General features: G+C 60.9%; 26 protein-coding genes. 14 read left to right on the forward strand and 12 right to left on the reverse strand.

Features of this window, described 5'->3' with window-relative positions; all coding sequences use genetic code 11:
- Positions 1-75: 75 nt before the first annotated feature.
- From ACZ89E_RS30355 to ACZ89E_RS30365, 3 genes are all read right to left on the reverse strand, one after another.
- Complete coding sequence (locus ACZ89E_RS30355; protein ID WP_463258256.1) at positions 76-816, reverse strand: NAD-dependent epimerase/dehydratase family protein; 741 nt, start codon at positions 814-816, stop codon at positions 76-78.
- A gap of 200 nt (positions 817-1016) precedes the next feature.
- Positions 1017-1649 carry a glutathione S-transferase family protein gene (locus ACZ89E_RS30360; protein WP_476256966.1) on the reverse strand — a complete coding sequence of 211 codons (633 nt, stop codon included), beginning with the start codon at positions 1647-1649 and terminating at the stop codon, positions 1017-1019.
- 42 nt (positions 1650-1691) lie between these two features.
- Positions 1692-2123: a PACE efflux transporter gene (locus ACZ89E_RS30365; RefSeq protein WP_463258255.1), complete on the reverse strand. Its 432-nt coding sequence runs from the start codon at positions 2121-2123 to the stop codon at positions 1692-1694.
- Positions 2124-2242: 119 nt separating this feature from the next.
- Between ACZ89E_RS30365 and ACZ89E_RS30370 the strand changes: the two genes are divergently transcribed.
- Both ACZ89E_RS30370 and ACZ89E_RS30375 read left to right on the forward strand, forming a co-directional pair.
- A complete protein-coding gene (locus ACZ89E_RS30370; RefSeq protein WP_463258254.1) occupies positions 2243-3118 on the forward strand; it encodes a LysR family transcriptional regulator in 876 nt (291 codons plus the stop codon).
- A 461-nt stretch (positions 3119-3579) separates the two neighbouring features.
- On the forward strand, positions 3580-3828 hold the full coding sequence (locus ACZ89E_RS30375) for a DUF6124 family protein (protein WP_123407210.1): 249 nt from the start codon (positions 3580-3582) through the stop codon (positions 3826-3828).
- Positions 3829-3983: 155 nt separating this feature from the next.
- On the opposite strand, the gene gntR is transcribed toward ACZ89E_RS30375, so the two are convergent.
- Positions 3984-5015 (reverse strand): HTH-type transcriptional regulator GntR, encoded by a 1032-nt coding sequence (gntR, locus tag ACZ89E_RS30380; RefSeq protein WP_149657825.1) that lies wholly within the window; start codon positions 5013-5015, stop codon positions 3984-3986.
- A gap of 216 nt (positions 5016-5231) precedes the next feature.
- Between gntR and ACZ89E_RS30385 the strand changes: the two genes are divergently transcribed.
- Together ACZ89E_RS30385 and ACZ89E_RS30390 are read left to right on the forward strand one after the other, a co-directional pair.
- Positions 5232-5765, forward strand: coding sequence for a gluconokinase (locus tag ACZ89E_RS30385; RefSeq protein ID WP_149657824.1), 534 nt, complete (start codon positions 5232-5234; stop codon positions 5763-5765).
- An 82-nt stretch (positions 5766-5847) separates the two neighbouring features.
- On the forward strand, positions 5848-7200 hold the full coding sequence (locus tag ACZ89E_RS30390) for a GntP family permease (protein ID WP_149657823.1): 1353 nt from the start codon (positions 5848-5850) through the stop codon (positions 7198-7200).
- A gap of 141 nt (positions 7201-7341) precedes the next feature.
- Here the strand turns inward: ACZ89E_RS30390 and alaC are convergent, their stop codons facing one another.
- Positions 7342-8559, reverse strand: coding sequence for an alanine transaminase (gene alaC, locus ACZ89E_RS30395; protein WP_149657822.1), 1218 nt, complete (start codon positions 8557-8559; stop codon positions 7342-7344).
- Between the two features lie 139 nt (positions 8560-8698).
- Between alaC and ACZ89E_RS30400 the strand changes: the two genes are divergently transcribed.
- The 3 genes from ACZ89E_RS30400 to ACZ89E_RS30410 all read left to right on the forward strand — a co-directional run bounded on the left by ACZ89E_RS30400 (position 8699) and on the right by ACZ89E_RS30410 (position 10720).
- Positions 8699-9361 carry a LysE family translocator gene (locus ACZ89E_RS30400; RefSeq protein ID WP_476256967.1) on the forward strand — a complete coding sequence of 221 codons (663 nt, stop codon included), beginning with the start codon at positions 8699-8701 and terminating at the stop codon, positions 9359-9361.
- Between the two features lie 67 nt (positions 9362-9428).
- Entirely contained in the window at positions 9429-9917 is a 489-nt protein-coding gene (locus ACZ89E_RS30405; RefSeq protein WP_476256968.1) for a GyrI-like domain-containing protein, read from the forward strand.
- Between the two features lie 314 nt (positions 9918-10231).
- Complete coding sequence (locus ACZ89E_RS30410; protein WP_476256969.1) at positions 10232-10720, forward strand: GNAT family N-acetyltransferase; 489 nt, start codon at positions 10232-10234, stop codon at positions 10718-10720.
- Positions 10721-10832: 112 nt separating this feature from the next.
- Here the strand turns inward: ACZ89E_RS30410 and ACZ89E_RS30415 are convergent, their stop codons facing one another.
- Both ACZ89E_RS30415 and ACZ89E_RS30420 read right to left on the reverse strand, forming a co-directional pair.
- Complete coding sequence (locus ACZ89E_RS30415) at positions 10833-11438, reverse strand: pyridoxamine 5'-phosphate oxidase family protein (RefSeq protein WP_476256970.1); 606 nt, start codon at positions 11436-11438, stop codon at positions 10833-10835.
- 18 nt (positions 11439-11456) lie between these two features.
- Positions 11457-11942, reverse strand: a complete 486-nt coding sequence (locus ACZ89E_RS30420; protein ID WP_476256971.1) for a GNAT family N-acetyltransferase — start codon at positions 11940-11942, stop codon at positions 11457-11459.
- Positions 11943-12083: 141 nt separating this feature from the next.
- Here ACZ89E_RS30420 and ACZ89E_RS30425 point away from each other — a divergent pair, with 141 nt between their 5' ends.
- The 4 genes from ACZ89E_RS30425 (at position 12084) to ACZ89E_RS30440 (ending at position 14686) form a co-directional block, all read left to right on the forward strand.
- A complete protein-coding gene (locus tag ACZ89E_RS30425; protein WP_149657816.1) occupies positions 12084-12509 on the forward strand; it encodes a YybH family protein in 426 nt (141 codons plus the stop codon).
- 79 nt (positions 12510-12588) lie between these two features.
- Entirely contained in the window at positions 12589-12933 is a 345-nt protein-coding gene (locus ACZ89E_RS30430; protein ID WP_054044847.1) for a YciI family protein, read from the forward strand.
- Positions 12934-12959: 26 nt separating this feature from the next.
- Positions 12960-13451, forward strand: a complete 492-nt coding sequence (locus ACZ89E_RS30435) for an SRPBCC family protein (protein ID WP_149657815.1) — start codon at positions 12960-12962, stop codon at positions 13449-13451.
- Complete coding sequence (locus ACZ89E_RS30440) at positions 13451-14686, forward strand: RNA polymerase sigma factor (RefSeq protein WP_476256972.1); 1236 nt, start codon at positions 13451-13453, stop codon at positions 14684-14686. The genes ACZ89E_RS30435 and ACZ89E_RS30440 overlap by 1 nt, the downstream gene beginning before the upstream one ends.
- 178 nt (positions 14687-14864) lie before the next feature.
- Here ACZ89E_RS30440 and ACZ89E_RS30445 read toward each other — a convergent pair whose 3' ends face one another.
- Complete coding sequence (locus ACZ89E_RS30445; protein WP_476256973.1) at positions 14865-15719, reverse strand: LysR family transcriptional regulator; 855 nt, start codon at positions 15717-15719, stop codon at positions 14865-14867.
- An 89-nt stretch (positions 15720-15808) separates the two neighbouring features.
- On the opposite strand from ACZ89E_RS30445, the gene ACZ89E_RS30450 reads away from it, so the two are divergent.
- Positions 15809-16243 (forward strand): multidrug/biocide efflux PACE transporter, encoded by a 435-nt coding sequence (locus ACZ89E_RS30450; protein WP_149657811.1) that lies wholly within the window; start codon positions 15809-15811, stop codon positions 16241-16243.
- Positions 16244-16410: 167 nt separating this feature from the next.
- Here the strand turns inward: ACZ89E_RS30450 and ACZ89E_RS30455 are convergent, their stop codons facing one another.
- Entirely contained in the window at positions 16411-17322 is a 912-nt protein-coding gene (locus tag ACZ89E_RS30455; protein ID WP_149657810.1) for a LysR family transcriptional regulator, read from the reverse strand.
- 114 nt (positions 17323-17436) lie between these two features.
- Here ACZ89E_RS30455 and ACZ89E_RS30460 point away from each other — a divergent pair, with 114 nt between their 5' ends.
- Positions 17437-18288: an NmrA family NAD(P)-binding protein gene (locus ACZ89E_RS30460; protein WP_476256974.1), complete on the forward strand. Its 852-nt coding sequence runs from the start codon at positions 17437-17439 to the stop codon at positions 18286-18288.
- Positions 18289-18434: 146 nt separating this feature from the next.
- Here ACZ89E_RS30460 and ACZ89E_RS30465 read toward each other — a convergent pair whose 3' ends face one another.
- Positions 18435-19193, reverse strand: coding sequence for an SDR family NAD(P)-dependent oxidoreductase (locus ACZ89E_RS30465; protein ID WP_149657808.1), 759 nt, complete (start codon positions 19191-19193; stop codon positions 18435-18437).
- Between the two features lie 118 nt (positions 19194-19311).
- Between ACZ89E_RS30465 and ACZ89E_RS30470 the strand changes: the two genes are divergently transcribed.
- Complete coding sequence (locus tag ACZ89E_RS30470; RefSeq protein ID WP_149657807.1) at positions 19312-20208, forward strand: LysR family transcriptional regulator; 897 nt, start codon at positions 19312-19314, stop codon at positions 20206-20208.
- A gap of 110 nt (positions 20209-20318) precedes the next feature.
- Here ACZ89E_RS30470 and ACZ89E_RS30475 read toward each other — a convergent pair whose 3' ends face one another.
- Both ACZ89E_RS30475 and ACZ89E_RS30480 read right to left on the reverse strand, forming a co-directional pair.
- A complete protein-coding gene (locus tag ACZ89E_RS30475) occupies positions 20319-21938 on the reverse strand; it encodes an inorganic phosphate transporter (RefSeq protein WP_476256975.1) in 1620 nt (539 codons plus the stop codon).
- Between the two features lie 335 nt (positions 21939-22273).
- The gene (locus tag ACZ89E_RS30480) at positions 22274-23296 is read right to left on the reverse strand and encodes a transporter (protein WP_149657805.1); all 1023 of its coding nucleotides are present in this window, start codon (positions 23294-23296) and stop codon (positions 22274-22276) included.

Below are 23296 nucleotides of genomic sequence, written 5' to 3' on the forward strand. Positions count from 1 at the left end.
CAATGATTGTTAATCTTTGCGTTGTTGTGATGAGATTCGCTGAATTATTGCCAAAACGCTTTTGCTTTTAAGGGTTTATGGCGCAATCGGGATATCAAACTCGCGAAACGCATCATCCAGCGGTTCGTAACCCAGCACCCGCGTGGTTTCGCTGAGGTCCAGGCGCTTGAAGCGATTGTTGGAAATGCCGTGGGCGATCAGGTGTTGCACGCCTTCGACTTCCACCGCGCGTTGCAGCAGTTGCACTGCATCCCGAGGGCTCAGCCAGGCGCTCAAGTCCCGGGCGTTGGTCAGTTCGTGGCGGTCCGGGAATTCGAAGGCGCCGATGCGGATGGCGATGGTCGAGAGCCCGCGCTTGGCGGCGTAGAAGCCGCACAACGCTTCGCCATAACATTTGCTGACGCCGTACAGATTGGCCGGCATCACCTGCATGCCCGGGGTGATCTGCCGGTCCACCGGATAGCCTTCGATGGTCTGCGCGCTGCTGGCAAACACCAGTCGTTTGCAACCGGCCGCGACTGCCGCTTCGAACAGGTATGTGGTGGCCAGGATGTTGTTGGGCAGCAATTCATCGAAGGTCGCCGTGGCGTGGGGGATGCCGGCGAGGTGGATGATGACGTCGATGCCCTTTAGCGCTTGATTTATGGCGGTGGGATCGGTCAGGTCTACCCTTGCAAAGCGGTGAGGCGCCTCGACCGGGAAGTCGGGCTTGATACGATCAGTCAGCACGAAGGTGTAACGATCCTTCGACGCTTCGAAAAAGGTTTTGCCGATTCTGCCGCAGGCACCGGTCAGCAGTACGTTGAGTCCGTTCATGCATCTCTCTTTTTTGGGAAGGGGGGATCCGCTTAATCAGGCCCGACACTGAACCTGTGGCGAGGGAGCTTGCTTGTGGCGAGGGAGCTTGCTCCCGCTGGACTGCGCAGCAGTCCCATTCTTTTTGGGGCCGCTTCGCAGCCCAGCGGGAGCAAGCTCCCTCGCCACAGTTACTCATTGCCAGTTTCATCTCTTTAATTCTATGGCAACCCATTGCACCCATGTTTCAGAAACCCCGGACGCTGTGCCAACCGCTGAAAATACTCATCGACGCCAGGAAAGTCCGGCCGCTCCATCGGCGTCATCAGCCAGCGATTGACCGACAGACCGATAACGATATCGGCCAGGGTGAACCGTGGCCCGGCGACATAGGCCTTGGTAGCCGCGAGCTGATGCTCAAGGATGCTCATCTTGTGGTTCCAGTCGTTCACGCCGACGGCAATCTGATGCGGGTCCTGGAACTCCGGATCCTTGCGCACCAGCGCGGTGAACGCATAACTCCAGGACCGATTGAGCTCGGTGGCCTGCCAATCCATCCATTGCTCTACCCGTGCCCGTCCGGCCGGTTCGGTGGGCAGCAATTCGTGGTGGTGATGCTTGCCGGCCAGGTAGCGGCATATGGTGTTGGATTCCCACAACACCCCGGCGTCATCGATGATCACCGGCACCTGGGCGTTGGGGTTGAGGCGGGTGAACTCGGGGCTGTGGGTCGAGGCAAAACCGCTGCCCCAATCCTCACGCTCGTAGGCAACACCCAGTTCCTCACACGTCCACAGGACTTTTCTGACGTTGATGGACGACGCCTTACCGAGAATCTTCAGTGCATGTTCCATGGAGCTACTCCTTTAGCGAATCGACGCCTCGGGAATCTACCACTAAGCGGGATCCGGCAGCGCCGACGCTGGCAAACCAAACGTGCGATCAAACAACCAGTTGAAGGCGAAGGTGTAGCACGGGATGAAAATGATCAGCGCCAGGTCGAGCAAAAATGCCTGCACCAGGCTGATGTTCATCCACCAGGCGATCAACGGAATGAGGAACACAATCAAGGTTAGTTGAAAACCCACGGCATGGGCGATGCGCCGTCTGACGGTGCGGGTGCGCGAAGGCTGGCGGCTTTCCCAGCGTTCGAACAGCGAGGTGTAGATGAAATTCCAGGTCACGGCAAGGGTGGTGATGATCACCGCCAACGGCCCGGTACTGCCTGGCGACGTACCGGACAACAGCGCCAGGCCCAGGGCCGAGAAGGTCATGCCGATCACTTCATACAGCGACACGTAGACCAGTTTGCGTTTAACGCCTTGCATGGGGTTTGCCTCTTTCTTGCGGACTTGAGCCAGCAGCACTGGCGAAGGCGGCGAAAGATAGCTTCAATAGGGCTGACAGAAAAAGTCAGCAGCTTTCAGTTTTATTGATAGGACGGCGGATGAATTTCAACAGCGACAGCATCGAATTGTTTCTCGCGGTGATCGAGCGCGGCTCGTTTTCCGCCGCTGCCCGGGCGCTGGGCAAAGTGCCGTCGGCGGTGAGCATGGGCATCGGCAACCTTGAGGCCGAGCTGGGTTATCCGCTGTTCGACCGCAGCCATCGCGAACCGGTGCCGACGGCGATGGCCAGCGCGCTGGTGCCCCATGCCCGGCTGATTTTTGAACAGCTCAAGCAGTTGCAGGTGCATGCGGTCGAGTTGTCGTTGGGGCTGGAGAGCAAGCTGTCGATCGGCGTTGTCGCGGACATCGACAAGTCCCGTTTAATGACGGCGATCAAAGTCATTGCCGAGCGCCATCCGCTCCTGGAAATCGAAGTGCTCAGCGCGCCGCAGGATGATGTGCTGGCGCTGCTGCACAGCGGCCGCGTCAGCGTGTGCCTCGCGTTCGCCGGGTTGAGCATGAACGTGCTGGAGCGTTTCCAGTTCGTCGGCACGGAACGGATGATCGCCACGCTGGCGGCGGACAATCCGCTGGTTCAGGGGCAGGATCTGTTTCTGGAAGACCTGGTGCATGTGCGGCAGATCGTCGTTGCCAGCCGCGATTTGCCGATCAGCGAAACCCGGCCGCTGGTGGCCGAATCCTACTGGCGTACGGATACATTGGCGGCGGCGCTGGAAATGGTCGAGGCGGGGTTGGGCTGGGGGAATTTTCCGTTATCGGTGGTGCAGCCGTTGCTCGATGCTGGACGGCTCAAGCGTCTGCGTTTTCGCAACATCGAAAACGGATTGGTCCTGCCGGTGCACGCGGTGTGGCTCAAGAGCCAGCCGTTGCAGAAAGGTGCGTTGGCGTTCGTTGGCCTTATGTCCGACGCATAACCTGTGGCGAGCGAGCTTGCTCGCGCTGGACTGCGCAGCAGTCCTCTGCTTTTTTGGGGCCGCTTCGCAGCCCAGCGGGAGCAAGCTCCCTCGCCACAGTGATAGTGGTCGATTTGATGTGTAGGAAAGGTCTGTAGGAAAGCGGTTTCGGCAGGTTTCAAAAGGCTACAGCTTCTTGCTCCATTGCCTACAACTACGCCAGAATCCGCCGGCTTGTGCGTCTGGTGCCCGGAATTTATTGTTCCCGTGTCGCTGCCAATTCAGCGATCGGGTCTAGCAGCCCGGGTACTTTAGACGCATGCGTTCACCGTTCGTGGCCCGTTCACGTTATGGCGGCTTTGCGTGGGAAGATCTTCGGATCTACCGGGTTCTAGAGTCCTGGTCTGCTAGCCCGCGCACGGCTGTCACCTTATTCGTCTAGCAGCGAATCGTGGCAGCTCCATCACTCTAGGAACATCACCATGTTCAAACCGACTCCCAACCCGCCGCGCAAAATCAGTCCCATGTTCAGCATCTCGACTGACCTCAACAACGAAACCCTGCTGGCCCACGCCTGCGAATCCCTGGCTTCGGCCAATGTCATGATCAATGACTTCGCGACCTTACTGGACAACCCTCATCGCAACACCGCGCTGGGTATTGCACAGATCATCCTGTCGGCGGAAATGGCGGTGAATCGAGCGCTGGATAACCTCGACCCACAAGACTGACCACTGACCTGTGGCGAGCGAGCTTGCTCGCGTTGGGCTGCGTAGCAGCCCTATATCAGACGACTGGTTTTTTCTGATAACCGCAGCGTCAGAATTGGGGCCGCTTCGCCGCCCAGCGGGAGCAAGCTCCCTCGCCACAATGGCTGCGGTTTTGCTCAGGTGCTTTCCCGCACCTTCAACTCAAACCCCATGTCCTGCACCGGTTTGGCCACCGCATTTCCCGCCATCAACGTCAACATCTGCTCCGCCGCACGCCGGCCAATGGCTTCGCGCGGGGTGCTGATGCTGCTCAGGCGCGGGACCATGTGCGCCGAGGCCGGCAGGTCGTTGAAGCCGAGGATCGCCACTTGCTCGGGGATCTTGATCCCGCAACGCATGGCTTCCAGCAATGCGCCTTGGGCCAGGTCGTCGTTGCCGAAGAAGATCGCATCGACCTCGGGGTGAGTGGCCAGCAGTTGCAGAAACAACTCACCGCCCAAACCGACGGAGGACGCACGGGGCGTCAGCACTTCCAGATCCGGGTCGTACAAACCGGCCTTTTGCAGGGCTTTGCGAAAGCCTTCGCCACGCAGCAACGTGCGTTGATCCAGTTGCGCGCCGATGTACGCCAGGCGTTTACGTCCACGGGACAGCAAATGCTCGGCGGCGGTTTCACCGGCGGCCAGTTGCGAAAACCCCACGCAATTAAGGCCCGCGGCGCTGTCCAGTTCCATCATGTACACGCAGGGGATGTTGCTCGCCTCGATCATCCGCCGCGAACTTTCGGTGCGGTCGAAGCCGGTCAGCAACAAGCCCCGCGGCTGATAGGCCATGTAGTTGCGCAGCAGGTTTTCTTCTTCATCACGCGAGTAATGGAAGTTGCCGATCAGCACTTCAAAGCCCTTGGGGCGAAGAACCTGATGAATGGCTTCCAGGGTGTCGATGAACAGCAGGTTGGACAGCGACGGCACCAGCACCACCACCGAATGGCTCTGGGCCGAGGCCAGGGCGCGAGCGGCGGGGTTGACCACGTAATTCAGTTCAGCCGCGGCTTTCTGGACTTTTTCCACCAGTTCGGTGGCCACGGTGCTGACCCCGCGCAAGGCCCGGGAAGCGGTGATCGGGCTGACGCCGGCCAGGCGTGCGACTTCGTTGAGGGTAGGGCGGCCAGTGGTGCGTGGATTTTTATCGTTTTTAGGGGTGGTCATCGGGGCGGCTTGCCAAACAAAATTCAAGGCACTAAGGTAGCGCTGTCCCGAAGCAGCTGCAAATGCGTAAGCGAGTTTTGCCTGAACCTCGCTTTTTGGCCTCGTGAGCGAACATGCTGCAACCCACAAAAATGACAAGAAGGCGTCGGCAACTTCTACTTTTGCACTAGAGTTTCACGTAGCAAAGGTAGCGCTGTCTGCGCGCTGAGGTGTTTCATGAATCATCCCATCACCGCCCTGGTTATCATGGGCGTTGCCGGTTGTGGCAAGACTTGCGTCAGCGAAGCCTTGTGCCAGCTCAGCGGCGCGACTGCCATTGAAGGCGACACTTTCCACCCTGCCGCCAATATCGAAAAGATGAGCGCGGGAATCCCCCTGAACGACGAAGACCGTGCCGGCTGGCTCGACAGCCTGTGCGATGAATTGCGCCGCGTTGACGCCAAGGGCGAGCGCCCGGTGTTGACTTGCTCGGCCCTCAAACACAGTTACCGCGAAGTATTGCGCAGTGCCTTGCCGGGCCTGGGCTTCGTGTTCCTTGAACTGACCCCTGAAGTCGCTGCCGAGCGTGTGTCCCACCGCCCGGGCCACTTCATGCCGTCGACCTTGATCGACAGCCAGTTCGCGACCCTTGAATCCCCCGTTGGCGAGCCGCTTACCCTGGCTCTGGACGCTTCGAACCACAGCGTCGAGCAATTGGCCAAACAGGCACATGTCTGGTGGCTTGAACACGGCTTGAAGCTCGCGGTATGAGTCTTCCTCCAAGAGATAGCGCTGTCCTTATGCCTTGCGAATTACCCGCTTTAATAACAACAACAATCAGGAGACACCCCTAATGTTTGGCATGTCCCACGAGTCGTTCCTGCTGCTAGACGCGGTGGTTACCGTGATCGGACTTATTGTCCTGATCACCAAGTTCAAGCTGCATCCATTCATTGCCCTGATCATCGCCGCCGGCTTCCTCGGCCTGACCTCCGGCATGCCGGTGGGCACCATTCTCAAAGCGTTCCAGGACGGCTTTGGCGGGGTGCTCGGCTTTGTCGGGATCATCCTCGCGCTGGGCACCATGCTCGGCAAAATGATGGCCGAGTCGGGCGGGGCGGATCAGATTGCCCAGACCCTGATTCGCGCGTTCGGCAAAGAGCGCGTGCAGTGGGCGATGATGTTCGCGGCGTTCCTGGTCGGCATTCCGCTGTTCTTCGAAATCGGCTTCGTGCTGTTGATCCCGCTGGTGTTCATCGTCGCCCGGCGTACCGGCGTGTCGATCATCAAGATCGGTATCCCGTTGCTGGCCGGTCTGTCGGCGGTACACGGCCTGGTGCCACCGCACCCGGGTCCGTTGCTGGCGATCGGCGTGTTCGGTGCCGACATTGGTAAAACCATTCTGTACGGCCTGATCGTTGCGCTGCCGACCGCCATCATTGCCGGTCCGATCTTCGGTACGTTCATCGCCAAGTACATTCCCGGCCATGCCAATCAGGAACTGGTGGATCAACTGGCCCGTGAGCCAGAAGCCACGACCCTGCCGAGCTTCACCATTACGCTGGTTACCGTGCTGCTGCCGGTGTTCCTGATGTTGCTCAAAACCTTTGCCGACGTCGCACTGCCGGACGGGCACTTCTTCCGCAGCTGGATGGACCTGATCGGTCACCCGATTTCGGCGCTGCTGCTGGCGTTGCTGTTGTCGCTGTACACCTTTGGCCATCGTCAGGGCATCGGCTCCAAGCAAATCCTGAAACTGCTGGACTCGAGCCTGGCGCCGACCGCTGCGATCATCCTGATCATCGGTGCCGGTGGTGGCTTCAAGCAGATGCTGGTGACCAGCGGTGTGGGTGACGTGATCGGCCACATGGCGGTGAACGCCCAGATCTCGCCGATCCTGCTGGCCTGGCTGGTGGCGGCAGTGATTCGCGTGGCGACCGGCTCGGCCACCGTGGCGACCATTACCGGCGCGGGCATCGTGGTGCCGGTCGTCGGGATGATTCCGGGCGTGAACCGTGAGCTGCTGGTGCTGGCCACCGGTGCCGGTTCGCTGGTGCTGTCCCACGTCAATGACGCGGGTTTCTGGCTGGTGAAGCAGTACTTCAACATGACCGTGGTCGAGACGTTCAAAACCTGGACGGCGATGGAAACCATCCTGTCTGTGGTCGCGCTGGGCTTTATCCTGCTGTTGTCGCTGGTTGTCTAAAAGCTTCGCGGGCAAGCCTCGCTCCTACAGGGATTACACCAACCTACCTGATCGTTCCCGCGCGGAGCGTGGGAACGATCAGGTAACGAGCAGGCACAAAAAAACCGCAGCGATGCGGTTTTTTTGTGGGTGTTTGATGTATCAGGCGTTGGTTTTGGTGACCAATCCATCCGCCCTGAACATCCCGCGAATTCCGCGCACGGCCTGACGAATCCGGTCCTGGTTTTCGATCAGCGCGAAGCGCACATGATCATCCCCGTATTCCCCGAATCCTACGCCCGGCGAGACGCAAACCTTCGCCTCTGCGAGCATTTTCTTGGCGAACTCCAGCGAGCCCAGGTGCGCATACGCCTCGGGAATCTTCGCCCAGACGTACATCGCCGCCTTCGGATTCTCGACCATCCAGCCCAGTTCATGCAGGCCTTTGACCAGCACGTTGCGCCGCTGGCGATACTGCTCGGCGATGTCTTTCACACACTGCTGATCGCCTTCCAGCGCCGCAATCGCTGCGACCTGCAACGGGGTGAAGGTGCCGTAGTCGTGGTAACTCTTGATCCGCGCCAGGGCGTTGACCAGTTCGGCGTTGCCGACCATGAAACCGATGCGCCAGCCGGCCATGTTGTAGCTCTTGGACAGGGTGAAAAACTCCACCGCAATGTCCTTGGCGCCGGGCACTTGCATGATCGACGGGGCTTTCCAGCCGTCGTAGACGATGTCGGCGTAGGCCAGGTCGTGCACCACCAAAACGTCGTACTGCTTGGCGAGGGCGATCACGCGCTCGAAGAAATCCAGCTCCACGCATTGCGCGGTCGGGTTCGACGGGAAGCCGAGGATCATCATCTTCGGTTTCGGGATCGAGCCGCGAATCGCGCTTTCCAGTTCGGCGAAGAAGTCCACGCCCGGAATCAGCGGCACCGAACGCACCTGAGCGCCGGCAATCACGGCACCGTAGATGTGAATCGGGTAGCTCGGATTCGGCACCAAAACGGTGTCGCCCTGGTCGAGGGTGGCCAGCATCAAATGCGCCAGGCCTTCCTTGGAACCGATGGTCACAATGGCTTCGGTTTCCGGGTCGATGTCGACCGCGTAGCGATCCTTGTACCAGTTGGAAATCGCCCGGCGCAGGCGCGGAATGCCCTTGGACGTCGAATAACCGTGGGTGTCTTCGCGCTGGGCGACGGTCACCAGTTTTTCGACGATGTGCGGCGGGGTCGGGCCATCAGGGTTGCCCATGCTGAAGTCGATGATGTCTTCGCCACGACGACGGGCGGCCATCTTCAGCTCGGCAGTGATGTTGAAAACGTAAGGGGGGAGTCGATCTATGCGCGCAAAGCGGCGCGGCGAACCTGGGTTAGCCATTGGTGCCTCGGATAACGTGAGCGCCCGGAACCGTCCGAGCGACGCTGGCCACTGCGGTGGCCTGTGGCGGAATGTAAGGGCTGTTGTGGCAAACTGTCCAGCCACTCTGTAAACAAATTTTTCCGAAGGAAACGGGTTGATGGAATTTAGCAGTGGCTTCTTGCTGAGCCTTTCGCTGTGCCTGGACATTGGCGTGGCCAATATCGCGATGATCACTTTGGCCATGCAACGCGGCTATTTCCAAGGCTTTGCCCTGGGTTTGGGCACCTGCGTCGGCGACCTGATCTACGCCGTGCTGGCCTTGGCCGGGATGACGGTTTTGCTGCAATACGAAACCGTGCGCTGGGTGCTGTGGATCGGCGGTTCGGCGTTGCTGCTGTACTTCGCGGCGAAGATGATTTACTCGGCGATCCACCACGAAGCGGTGCTGGCCCAAGGCGCGGAGGTGGGAAACAACTCCCATCGGCGTGAGTTTTTTCGCGGGATCTTCCTCGCCATGTCCTCGCCCAGCGCGATTCTCTGGTTCGCTGCCGTCGGCGGTACCCTGATCGCGCGTTCCGGTGGCGGTGGCGCCCTCAGTTCGGCGTTGTTCCTGGGCGGTTTTCTCTGCGCCGGAGTGCTCTGGTGCGTCGCGTTGTGCTTCGCCGCGAGCCATGGCGGCAAGTTGCTGGGCGACAAGCTGTTGCGCTACTCCTACATGGCATCGGCGGCGATCTTCTGCTATTTCGCGGTTTACGTGATCCTATCGGGCTACAACGAGTTTATCGGCGCGGCTGCCGTCGGGCAGGTTCCGGGCCTGTGACTGGGAGAATCGGGCAGGGCCTCTATACTCCCAGCCGAACCCACTTTTTTGTACCAGGAGTTGAGTCATGGATGAGCAATCAGGCGTCAAACCGGCCGAGCCACGTTTTGAGAGCGGGCATTTCCTGCTCATTGCCGGGCTTGGCGGGCGATTTACCCAGGAAACGTCGAAACAGATCCCCGACCTCTGGGATAAATTCATTCCCGAGATCGGCAAGATTCCCGGGCAGAAAAGCGAAGTGACCTACGGCATCTGCTGCAACCCCGACGGCATGGGCGGGTTCGAATACATCGCCGGCGTGGAAATCAGCAAGCTCGACGATCTGCCCGACAAGTACCGCTGGGTCGAGGTCCAACCCCAGCATTACGCGGTGTTCGAACACCAGGGCTCGCTGGACACCTTGCCCCAGACCTTTCAATACATCTGGAAAACCTGGCTGCCACAGTCCGGTCGCGCCGCGGCAGACGCCCCGGAGTTCGAACGCTACAGCGAGGACTTCAACCCGAAGCTCAACACCGGTGTGCTGGAAATCTGGTTGCCACTCAAACCCGAATGATCGCAACGAGAGGCGGACCGCGGGTCCGCCTCTCGACTCGTCATTTACCCTGCTTCATCCGTCGCGCCCGCAACAGGTCGATGGACAAGGTGATAAAGCCAAACGCGACGATGCCCGACAGCATAAGAAGGCCGATCTGAACGCTGCTCATGGTGTGTTCCCCTATGGATGATCAGAGACAGGGCCTATCAATAATCCGCTTGGACGAGCAATGACAGCGTCTATACGCAGGCTTTACGGCGCCAGTGGTGATCGATATGAACACCTTATTCCTCTATCATCGGCCACCTTTCCAACGCTGAATCCGAGCTGCCATGAACACCGTCATCCGCCACGTCACGCCTGCTGATCTGGACCGCTGCTACGCCATCGAAACCGTTGCCTACGAAGGCGACGAAGCCGCCACCCGGGAAAAGATCGCCACCCGCATCGCCACCTGGCCCGAAGGGTTCATCGTGGCCGACGTCGACGGCGTTGTAGCCGGTTTCATCAATTCCGGTGCGGCGTTTGAAGTGGAAATGTCGGACGAAGCGTTCAAGGAACTGATCGGCCACGACCCGAAGGGCCCGCACGTGGTGATCATGTCCGTGGTGGTGCACCCGGATTATCAGGGGCAGGGTCTGGCGAAACGCCTGATGGGCGAATTCATCGAGCGCATGCGCGGGATGGGCAAGGCCAGCATCCATTTGATGTGCAAGGAGCGGCATATTCCGCTGTATGCCGGGTTCGGGTTTGCCTACATCAAGCCATCGGCGTCGGACCATGGCGGGATGGCGTGGCATGAGATGGTGCTTGAGCTCTGATTGATTCGGTGCGGCTGAAATTGCCTTCGCGGCAAGCCTCGCTCCTACAGGATTCGCGCAGGACTTGTAGGAGCGAGGCTTGCCCGCGAAGGCGATCGGAAGATCTCAATCTCTAATAGAGACTATCGCGCACCCGCGCCGGCGCTTCCCGGTCATATGTCTCGGCATCAAATTGCCCATCGTTCAGCCGCTTGTGAAACGCCCCCGCCGTCGGCAGGGCAGAGCGGTCCAGATAGCGTTCCGGGTTCCACAGCTGCGAACGCACAATCGCTTTGGAACAGTGGAAATACGCCGCCTCCACCGTCACCAGCAGCACCGTGCGCGCCGGTTTGCCGTTGACGGCGAAACTCTCCAGCAGCGCAGGTTCGGCGCTGATCTGCGCGGTGCCGTTGACGCGCAAGGTCTCGCCGATCCCCGGGATGATGAACAGCAGCGACACCCGCGAATCGAGCACCAGGTTGCGCAGGGTGTCGATGCGGTTGTTGCCCGGACGATCCGGGATCGCCAGGGTGCGTTCATCGATGATCCGCACAAACCCCGGCGCATCGCCCCGGGGTGAGCCATCCATGCCGTCCGGGCCGACCGAGCTGATGATGATCAGCGGCGAGGCGCGAACCATCGCCTGATAGTCCTCGTTCAGAAACGGAATCTGCTTGCGCACGGCACGGTCGTGGGGTCGGCCGTAAATTGCTTCCAGTGCTTCGATTGAATTGACCATCGTTATTCCCTCAACGATTCAGAAAACCAGACCCATCCGCCGCTCGTAACCGATGCGGCCCTTATACGCCTCGCCGCTGTCGACGAAGCCGTATTTTGTGTACAGCGCGATGGCTGATTCATTGTCGGCATCGACCGACAACTCCAGCCCCTTAATTTCCGGAAATGCCTGACGCGCGGCTTCGGGCAACGCTTGCAGGCAGGCCTTGCCATACCCTTTGCCCTGGGCGCGTTGATCGACTTGCAAGGCGTGCAACGTGGCGCTGTGTTCATTCGCCCAGGCCGGTAATGCCGGTGGGCGCTTGAGCAGCAGGAAGGCGACGGGAATGTCCTCGACCAGCAAGGCAAAACCTTTGACGCCGGGACCGGGTTTGGACACTAAGGCGTGCAACGCACCGTGGATGTCGCCGGAGAACTTGATTTGTTCTTTGTGAACTTCGATGGCCTCGACCTGCTGGCGCTGGAGCGCGTTCAGGCTTTCGTAAGGCACGAGTAGGGCTGTCACTGGAGTGTCCTTTTTCCACTGCAAACGGGCTTCGGATTCTAGCGAGTTTGCGTGGCTGGATTATTTTTATTTCAGGTGTCGATTCAACGTTACGCCGAACGACTAAAGGTGTCTTCACAACACAAACCACGGAGAACCACCATGAACGCGCACACCCAAATCCATAACCTGATCGAAAGCTACCGCCAGGCCGTCATTGCCAAGGACGTGGAAAAAGTCATGGCCCTGTATGCCGACGACATCGTCTCCTTCGACGCGGTCAAGGCCCTGCAATTCAAAGGCAAGGCGGCCTACCGCGCGCATTGGCAGGAATGCATGGAAATGTGCCCCGGCCCGCACATTTTTGAATTCCCGCAGATCGACATTGTGTCTTCGCAGGACATCGCCTTCGCCCACTGGCTGGCCCATTGCGGCGGCACCAATGACAAGGGCGAAACCCAGGCCTGCTGGATGCGCGTGACCCAGTGCTACCGGCAAGAAGCGGGGTTGTGGCAGATCGTCCATGAACATTGGTCGGCACCGTTCGACATGGCCAGCGGCGCGGCCCTGTTCGGCCTCGAACCCTGAGCGTCGGGCTTGTTCGTCGGAAAACCGGCCAACCCGCCCAACAGCAGCCATAGTTGATCAGCCGATCACGGAGCGCCCCATGAAATACCTATGCCTGGTTTACAGCAACGAACAGGCGTTGCATTCGCTGCCCGACAGCCCCGAAGACGCCGAGTGCATGGCCTATGCCGAGTCGATCCAGGGCAGTGGCCGGATGATCGCCGCCGAAGCGCTGGAGTCGGTGCAGACCGCCACCACCGTGCGCATGCGCAACGGCAAATTGTCGATCACCGACGGCCCGTTCGCCGAAACCAAGGAGCAGTTGGCCGGCTTCTACCTGATCGATGCCAAGGACCTCAACGAAGCCATCCAGGTCGCCGGTGATATTCCGGCGGCCCGGGTTGGCTGTGTCGAGGTGCGTCCCGTTCGCCAGTTGAATCCCTGAACAATCAAAACAAACAGGAGATCTGCATGAGCCCGCAACCCTTTAAAAAACAGCCTGCCGAATTCGAACTGTCCATCAGCCGTTTGATCGACGCGCCACGCCGCAAGATTTTCCGCGCCTGGACCGAGCCGGCCTTGCTGGTGCAGTGGTGGGGACCCCACGGCATGACCACGCCAGAGTGCGAAATGGACCTGTGGGTCGGCGGCCAGTTTCGCACCCTGATGCGCGCGCCCGACGGCAGCGAATACCCGACCATGGGCGTGTTCCTGGAGATCGTCGCGCCGGAGCGGCTGGTGTTCACCGACGCGTTTATTCCCGGCTGGATTCCGTCGGGCAAACCGTTCATGAGCGCCGAAGTGACCCTCGAAGACCGGGACGGCAAAACCCTCTACACCGCCCGCGCCATGCACTGGAGCGAAGAGGATCGCCAGGCTCACGAGGCCATGGGCTTCCATGACGGTTGGGGACAGAGCCTCGACCGCTTGGTGACACTGGTGACCGAAGGCATGCCGGACTGATGTCCGCCGAGTCGGTCAAGGCGCGGGTCGAGCAGGTTTACCGCGAAGACTCGCGGCGAATCCTCGCGACCCTGATACGTTTGCTCGGCGATTTCGACCTCGCCGAAGAGGCCTTGCACGAGGCGTTCTTCGTCGCGGTCGAGCGCTGGCAGCGTGACGGTGTGCCGGACAACCCGCGCACCTGGCTGGTCTCCACCGGGCGCTTCAAGGCCATCGATGTGTTGCGCCGGCGTGCACGGTTCAAGGCGTCGCGGCCGCTGCTGATCGCTCAATTGGAAGAGTTGGAACAGGCCGATTGGAGTGACGAAGACGTGGAAGACGATCGCCTGCGCCTGATCTTCACCTGCTGTCACCCGGCCCTCGCGGCAGACGCCCAAGTGCCGCTGACCTTGCGCGAAGTCTGCGACCTGACCACGGAAGAAATCGCCCGGGCCTTTCTCTCGGCGCCGGCCACCATCGCCCAGCGCATCGTGCGGGCGAAGGCGAAAATTCGTGACGCGAAAATCCCTTATCAAGTGCCGTCCCTGGCGGAATTGCCCGAGCGCCTCGACAGCGTGTTGCGAGTGATTTACCTGGTGTTCAACGAAGGTTACTCGGCGTCCATCGGCGCGGAACTGACTCGGGAAGATTTGACCCGCGAAGCGATTCGCCTCGGGCGTTTGTTGGTGGAGTTGTTGCCCGAGCCGGAGGTGATGGGGTTGCTGGCGTTGATGCTGTTGCACGAGTCCCGGCGCCCGGCCCGGAGCACTGAAAACGGCGAGTTGATCCTGCTGGATGAACAGGACCGTTCGTTGTGGGACACCGAGATGATTGCCGAAGGCTGTGCACTGGTGGAGCGCGCGCTGACCCTGCGGCGTTTCGGGCCTTACTGCCTGCAAGCGGCGATTGCGGCGGTGCATGCCGAAGCCTTGACGGCGGGGGAGACGGATTGGCCGCAGATTGTCGGCCTGTATGACTTGCTGCTGCGGGCAGTGCCGTCGCCAGTGATCGAACTCAACCGTGCGGTCGCGTTGGCCATGCGCGATGGGCCGTTGGCGGGGTTGAGGGTGGTGGAAGGGATTCTGGCCCGGGGCGAGTTGCAGGATTACCACCTGGCGCATTCGGCGCGGGGGCAGTTTTGTCGGCAGTTGGGGCGGGTGGAAGAGGCGCGGGCGGCGTATCAGCGGGCGTTGGAATTGACGCAGCAAGCGCCGGAGCGGCGGTTTATCGAGGGGCGCCTGCAAGAATTGAAATGACCGATCGTTCCCACGCTCCACGTGGGAATGCATCCCGTGACGCTCTGCGTCACCTCCAGAAGCGGAACGCGGAGCGTCCCTGGCGGCATTCCCACGCGGAGCGTGGGAACGATCATGGCCTAAGAATCCCCCGTAGCAGCTGCCTCGCGGTGCTCGACAGCGGCTACAGGGGGGCGATCTATTCCAACATCTTGCTAAGCAACCAACTCCCCGCCGGCCCTGGCGGATGCAGTCGTGACCACAGCGCATCGACAAACACAGGTTTCGGCCAGCCGCGCACCTCCAGCTCCACCAGCGACACCGCGCCAAACCGTCCCACCAGCCAGCGCGGCAGCGGCGCCCAGCCGAAGCCGCCCTGGGCCATTTCCAGCAGCATCAGGTAACTCGGCGCCGACCAGACCCGGCCCTTCGCCCGGCTTTCATACGGGTTGACGATGGTCGCCAGGCGCAACTCCCGGTGCTGTTGCAGCACGTCCTGATCGATCCCGCGCTGCGTTGCCAACGGGTGGGTTTGCGCGACGAACAGCGCAATTTCCGTGCGTTCGTCGACGGTCGAACTGACCAGGTCCGGCGGATAGCTGTCCTGCATTTCGGCGAAGGCAACATGCGCTCGACCCCGTTGCACCAGTGCCACCAGGTCATCGCATTCGGCGATCAGGCATTCCAGCTCCAGGTCCGGGTAGCGCTGTTCAAAGGCACTGAGCGCCGCTTCGAAACGATCCGACTGATAGGTGTCGGAAATCGCCACCGTCAGCTTCGGCTCGACCCCTTGGGACAATTGGCTGGCGGTCATTTCCAGGCGACTGGTGGCGGCGAGGATGTCTTCGGCCCGTTGCAGCATCACGTGCCCGGCCGGGGTCAGGCTCGGTTTGCGACTGCTACGGTCGAAGAGGGTCAGGTTGAGGTCGATTTCCAGGCTCGCCACTGCTGCGCTGACGGTCGACTGACTGCGCCCGAGTTTGCGTGCCGCCGCGGAAAACGAGCCTTGGGTCGCGGCCTGGACAAACGCCAGCAACACTTCGTGAGAAGCCATGAACTATCGCCTTGATCGATGGTTATTGATTATGAAGTATCGGTGTGCTGACAGAACATGGCAACCACAGTCACTCAGGGAGTCTGGCCATGAATGCCAACAAATCCATTACTGAACGTATTTTCCAGGCCATCGGTTTCGAACTGCTGGCCGTCCTGATCTGCACCCCGTTGCTGGCCTGGGTCATGGATAAGCCGATGCTGGAAATGGGCGTCGCCACCGTGGCCATCGCCGCCCTGGCCCTGGGCTGGAACGTGGTGTTCAACGGGTTCTTTGACCGGTTGCTCAAGCGCTACGACATCGTGCGCAACGCCTGGGTGCGGGTGGTGCATGCGCTGCTGTTCGAGGGCGGCCTGATCGTGATGGGCGTGCCGCTGATTGCCTGGTGGCTGAGCATCAGCCTGTGGCAGGCGTTCTTGCTCGACATCGGTGTGTTGTTGTTTTTCCTGCCGTACACCTATGTTTACCACTGGGGGTATGACGTGGTGCGGGAGCGGTTGTTGATGGGCCGGGCAATCCGCTGACGCCGGGTAGCTTTTGTGGCGAGGGAGCTTGCTCCCGCTGGAGCGCGAAGCGGTCCCAAAATGGCAAAACGCGGTTTATCGGAGGAACCGCGTTGATGGTTTTACGACTGCTTCGCAGCCGGGCGGGAGCAAGCTCCCTCGCCACAGGGATCGCGGCGACAAAGGAATCATCCGGCACACAACTCACTCACAAACCCCAAAAACGCCCGCACCTTCGCCGCCGGCAAATGCCGCGACGGGTACAGCGCATACAACGGAAATCGCTCGTCCGGCCAATCGGGAAACAACTCCACCAAGCGGCCTTCGGCCAACGCCGGGGCGATCCCCAAATCCAGCACCTGGGCAATCGCCTCGCCGCTTTCGCACACGCTGTGCAACGTGCCGACGTCATTGACCAGCAACCGGCAATGCGGCTGCACATGCAGCACCGCGCGGCCCGGGCGATGGAATTCCCAGCCAAACGGCCGCGCCGTTTGCGGGTCGCGGAACTGCACGCAGGTGTGTCGCTCGTCTTCCATGTCCAGCGGTGCCAGCGGTCGGCCGTGGCGCTTGAGATACGCCGGCGACGCCAGGGTCAACACGCGCACCTCCAACAACTTGCGCGCCACCAGCGATGACGACTGTGGATGGCCGAACCGCACGGCCAGATCAAACCCTTCCGCCACCATGTCTCCGAGCTGATCGCGGGTTTGCAGCTCCAGGTACAGCTCGGGATAGCGCGCCATGAACTGCCCCAGCTTCGGCCCCAGAATCAGCCGTGAAAAATACGGGTCCATGTTCACCCGCAACCGTCCGCGCACTTGGGTGGCGCTGGTTGAGGCCGAGTTGGCGGCTTCTTCCAGGCTGGCCAGCAGCGGCGCGATTTCGCCATGCAAGCGCCGGCCTTCATCGGTCAGCGTGACCGTGCGCGTGGTGCGGTCGAACAACCGGATGCCCAAGCGTTTTTCCAACCGGGCAATGGCGCGGCTGACACCCGACGGCGTCAGCTCCAGCGCCTCGGCCGCCCGCACGAAACTGCCGCCATCGACCACCGCGCTGAACACGCCCATGCCGCTGGCAAGGCTCGCATCAAAACTCATTGATGACTCCCGATCATTTGTTCAATGACATTCATGCTATCGGAGAATGTCCGCTCTGCACCCAATAATTGCGTCCATCGCGACAACCGTCGCCATCGCGCAGGAGAACAGCTGATGTACGCAGTCATGGGCATTACCGGGAAAGTGGGCGGCGCGGTCGCCCGGACGTTGCTGGCCGCCGGGCATCCGGTGCGCGCGGTCGTGCGCAGTCTGGATAAAGGTGCGGTGTGGGTGCGGCAGGGCTGTGAGGTGGCGGTGGCGGATGTCGATGACCGCAACGCCATGATCGAGGCGTTTACCGGCGTAAAAGGCGTGTTCGTGATGATGCCGTCGAACTTCGACCCGTCTCCAGGTTTCCCGGAAACCCGGCAAGTGGTGGAGAACATCGGTTCGGCGCTGGAAACGGCGCGCCCCGGCAGAGTTGTGGCCCTGTCGACTATCGGCGCTCAGGCTTCCCAACCGAACCTGCTTAATCAATTGCGCTTGCTGGAGCTGGCGTTGAGCGAGCTGGCCTTGCCCGTCACCCTGTTACGGCCGGCCTGGTTCATGGAAAACGCGTTATGGGATGTCGAGCACGCCGTCGGTTCGGGCGGGATACCGAGCTTCCTGCAACCGCTGGATAAACCCGTGCCGATGATCGCCACCGCCGATGTCGGTCGCGTCGCCGCCGAGCTGTTGCAAGAGGATTGGCGCGGTCAACGCATCGTCGAACTGGAAGGCCCGCAACGGATCACGCCGCTGCAACTGGGCGCCGGGTTCAGCGAATTGCTGGGTAAACCGGTGCGCATGCACGTCGTGCCACGGGAAACCTGGCAGGGCTTGTTTGAACGTCAGGGGATGCGCCATCCATTGCCACGGATGCAGATGCTCGATGGCTTCAATGAAGGCTGGATCGAGTTTGAAGGCGAACCGCGCAAAGGCCGGGTCGAGTTGTTGACCGTGCTCAAACAACTGCTGGCGCGTTAAACCTGTAGGAGCGAGGCTTGCCCGCGAAGAGGCCATCACGTCCGACATTGATAGTGGCTGTGACGACGCCTTCGCGGGCAAGCTTCGCTCCTACAGGTGATGGCGGTCATTCAGTCAGCAAGTGCCATCGCGGGCAAGCCTCGCTCCTACAAAAACATCCCACCCGACGCTTCAATGCGCTGGCCGTTGATCCACTGGCCGCCCGGCGACAGCAACAGCGCAATCGCCGCACCAATATCATCCGGCTGACCGGCGCGACCCAGCGCCGTGTTGCTCGCTACCATCTGATTCACCACAGCGATATCTCGCACTGCGCCGCCGCCAAAATCAGTCTCGATGGCCCCCGGCGCCAGGATGTTCACGGCAATTCCACGCTCGCCGAGTTCCTTGGCCTGATACCGGGTCAGCACTTCCATCGCGCCTTTCATCGCCGCATAAGCGCCGTAACCCGGCAGGCTGAAGCGCGCCAGACCGCTGGAAATATTGACGATGCGCCCGCCGTCATTCATCAGCGGCAGCAAGTTCTGGGTCAGGAAAAACGGGCCTTTGAAATGGATATTTACCAGCAAGTCGAACTGCTCGACGGTGGTGTCGACGAAATTGGCGTGCACACCGATCCCGGCGTTATTGACCAGGAAGTCGAAGTGCTGACGATCGAAGTGGTTCTTCAGCACCTTGGCGACTTCGCTGCTGAAGGCGGCGAAGCTTTCACTCTGGCCGACGTCGAGTTGCAGCATGGCGGCGCGGCCACCGAGGCTTTCGATTTCCGCGACCAGTGCCTGGGCCTCATCGGCGCGGCTGTGGTAGGTGCCGATGACGTCGATGCCTTGGGTGGCCAGGTGCAGCGCGGTGCTTTTGCCCAGGCCGCGGCTGGCGCCAGTGATCAATGCGATTTTACGGTTCATGGGATTTCCTCAAGCGGTGGGTGAGCGATGTGAGGAAGTGTATTTATCCGCCTGGCAGTGATAAACAGGAGTGAATCGGAATCACTGGTCGGTTAATCCGAACAATAAAGGTCGGCCTATGAACAAGCTGGAACTGCTGCGCACCTTCGTCCGTGTCAGCGAAATGTCGAGTTTTACCCTCGCCGGCGAGAGCCTTGGCCTGCCTCGGTCTACGGTGTCCGAGCACATCCAGGCCCTGGAAACCCTGCTCGGCACACGCCTGCTGCAACGCACCACGCGCAAGGTCCAGGCGACCCAGGATGGCCTGGCGTTGTACGAGCGCAGCAAGGATCTGCTGTCGCACATGGATGAAATCGAAGGCCTGTTCAAGCAGGACGAGGCCTCGCTGGCGGGGCGGATTCGCATCGACATGCCGAGCATCATGGCGCGGCGCTTCGTAATGCCGCGCCTGCCGGAGTTCATGGCCAAGCATCCGCACTTGGAACTGGAGATCAGCAGCACCGACCGCCGGGTCGATTTGCTCAGCGAGGGGTTTGATTGCGTGGTGCGGGTCGGGGCGCAACCGGATCAATCGGTGGTGGCGCGCCGGGTGTGCGAGTTTTCCATGGTGAACTGCGCGAGCCCGGCGTACCTGGAGCGTTATGGCGTGCCGGAACACCTCGATGATTTAGCCCGGCATCGGCTGGTGCATTACGTCGGTGTGCTGGGTTCACGTTCGGAAGGATTCGTGTACGAGGCGGCGGGGCAAACCCGTCGCGTGCCGATGGCCGGCAGCATCACGGTGAACAACTCCGATGGCTACGAATCGGCGTGCCTGGGTGGTTTCGGTTTGATCCAGGCGCCGTTGCATGGCATGCGGCCGTATCTGCTCACGGGGGAGCTGGTGGAGGTGCTGCCGCAATGGCGAGCCCCGTCGATGGACGTATCACTGCTGTATGCGCGGCAGCGGCATTTGCCGTTGCGGGTGCGGGCGTTCATGGAGTGGCTGGAACACGTTATCCAGGCAACCCACTGACCCCTGTAGGAGCGAAGCTTGCTCGCGAAAGCGGTCTATCAGTCAACATTTACGTTGAATGTTAAGCAGCCTTCGCGGGCAAGCCTCGCTCCTACACAGGTCCGGGCGGGTCAGAACAGTTTGGTGAACAACCAGTACAAACTGCCCGACAACAGGATCGCCGCCGGCAAGGTCAGGACCCAGGCCATCAGCAGGTTGCGGATGGTCTTCATCTGCAAGCCGCCGCCATTGGCGACCATCGAACCGGCCACCCCCGAGGACAACACGTGGGTGGTCGACACCGGCAAACCAAACATGTCAGCGGCGCCGATGGTCAGCATGGCCACGGTTTCCGCCGATGCACCCTGGGCGTAGGTCAGGTGGGTCTTGCCGATCTTTTCACCGACCGTCACCACGATGCGCTTCCAGCCGACCATGGTGCCCAACCCCAGCGCGATGGCCACGGCGATCTTCACCCACAGCGGAATGAAGCGCGTGGAGTTGTCGATCTGTTGCTTGAACAGTTGCAGCTTGCCGCTGGTGTCGGCGTCGAAGTTGCCGACCTTGTTCTTGTCCATCAGGCGAATGGTTTCGCTCGTCAGGTACATGTCGTTACGCACGTTGCCCACGGCCTCGGCCGGGACTTTCGACAGCGAACCGTAGCCCTTGACCTCGGCGCCGATACGGCCGGTCAGTTCGGCGAGGGCGGGGACCAATTGTGGCGTGGCCTCCTTGCTGCGTACGTAGTCGGAAAGGATCGCTCGCGGATCCGCCGGGGCCGGCTGCGGCGATGCTTTGACCAAGGCTTGCTGGGTGACTTCGGCCACGGCGGCGAACTGCAACGCCTGATCGGCGGGCATGGTGCGGTTCAGCGCGTAGGCCATTGGCAGGGTCCCGACCAGGATCAACATGATCAGGCCCATGCCTTTCTGGCCATCGTTGGAACCGTGGGCGAAGGACACGCCGGTGCAGGTCAGGATCAACAGGCCGCGAATCCACAATGGCGGCGGTGCGTCGCCTTCCGGTGCCTTGTACAGCGCGCGATTCTTGACGAAGGCGCGCAACGCCAGCAGCAACAGCGCGGCACAACCGAAGCCGACCAAGGGCGAGAGCAGCAGCGCGTAACCGATCTTGGTCGCTTGTGCCCAATCCACGCCGCTGGTGCCATCGCGGCCGTGCATCAGGGCATTGGCCACGCCGACGCCGATGATCGAACCGATCAAGGTGTGGGACGACGAGGCTGGCAAGCCCAGCCACCAGGTGCCGAGGTTCCACAGGATCGCGGCGATCAGCAGGGCGAAGATCATCGCGAAACCGGCGGAGGAGCCGACTTGCAGAATGAGTTCCACTGGCAGCAACGCGATGATGCCGAACGCCACCGCGCCGCTGGACAGCAGGACGCCGAGGAAGTTGAAGAACCCGGACCAGGCCACCGCGAAGTTCGGTGGCAGCGAGTTGGTGTAGATCACCGTGGCCACGGCGTTGGCGGTGTCGTGGAAGCCGTTGACGAATTCAAAACCCAGGGCGATCAGCAGCGCCACACCCAGCAGCAGAAACGGGGTCCAGGTGGTCACCACCGTGCCGAGTTCGTGCATGTCGTGCATCAGGCTGTAAGCGGTGAACAACAACCCGCTGGCCAGTACCCCGAAGAAAATCACCAGGGTGAACAGGCCGGGTTTTTTATTGAGCTGCGGTCTGGCGCTGCTGCCGCTGACGGGCGCCTGGGCAGTGGTATAGGAAGGAGTAGCCATCACGGACAATCCTGATGAGGGAAGGAGTGTCGCCCATGATCGTTTCAAAATGTGACAGAGAGACTGCGGTGGGTCAGTGTTTGGGGTTTTTCACCTACTGATCGTTCCCACGCTCCGCGTGGGAATGCCTCCCCGGACGCTCTGCGTCCGCTTTGGGACGCGGAGCGTCCCTGGCTGCATTCCCACGCGGAGCGTGGGAACGATCAACAGCGTGGGAACGATCAACGTCCTGTAGGAGCGAGGCTTGCCCGCGAAGAACGATAACGCGGTCATTCAGATAGACCGAGGCGTTCCATTCGCGGGCAAGCCTCGCTCCTACAGAGGAATGGGGTGCGTTAATAATCCTGGCGCTTACGAAACGCCCAACGCCCGGCAATCAAGGTAAAGGTCGCCACCAGCGCCACCAGAATCCAGAAACCTTCCGGGTCGCCGGAGAGCGGCACGCCACCCACGTTCATCCCGAAAAAACCGGCAATGATGTTGATCGGCAACGCCAGCACCGTGACCACGGTCAGGGTAAACAGCGTGCGGTTGCTCTGTTCGTTGAGGTTGGCGGCGATTTCTTCCTGCAACAGCTTGATCCGTTCACCCAGGGCCGTGAGGTCGTTGATGATCAGCGCAAACTCCTCGGTGGACTTGCGCAGCTCCTTCACGTCTTCCTTCTGCAGCCATTGCGGCGGCCGGTTGAGCAGGCGCAGCAACGACCCCGGCTCCAGCGCCAGCAGCCGTTGCAAGCGCACCAGCACCCGACGATTGGCGCCCAGTTCGGCACGGTTGGTCGACAGTCGCGAGGAGAGTAATTCGTCTTCGATCTGATCGACGCTCTGGCTGGTCTTGCGCACGATCTGCGTCAGCACTTCGCCCTGATCGCGCAGCAGGTGCACGAGCAATTCCAGCGGCGAACGAAAGCACTCGCCGGCCTTCACCGAGGAACGCAACTTATCCACCGAGTGCAGCGGTTGCAGGCGCGCGCTGATGATCAATTTGCTGCGGGCGCAGACCCACAGCGTCGAGACATCCGAGGACACCATGCTGCTGAGGTTGAACACCACATCGTTGACCACCGCCAGCAATGCCGAATCCACATGCTCGATCCGCGTCGAACGCGAGCCCTCGTGCAGCGCCTCGAAAAACTCCTCGGGCAATTCCAGATGACTTTTCATCCAGCGCTCACACGCGGCGTGGGCCAGGTTCAGGTGCAGCCAGAGGAATTCGTCGCTGTCATCCGGTTGCTGCAAACAGCGTAGCGCCTCAGCCGAATCGATCTCCCGGCCGCGCTCACCCGGACGAAAACGGAAGCCGTACAGCAAGCCGAACAAGTCAGTGTCGCGGTGAGTGTGATCGATGCTGTGGTTCAT

Source organism: Pseudomonas sp. TE3899 (genome assembly GCF_056279105.1).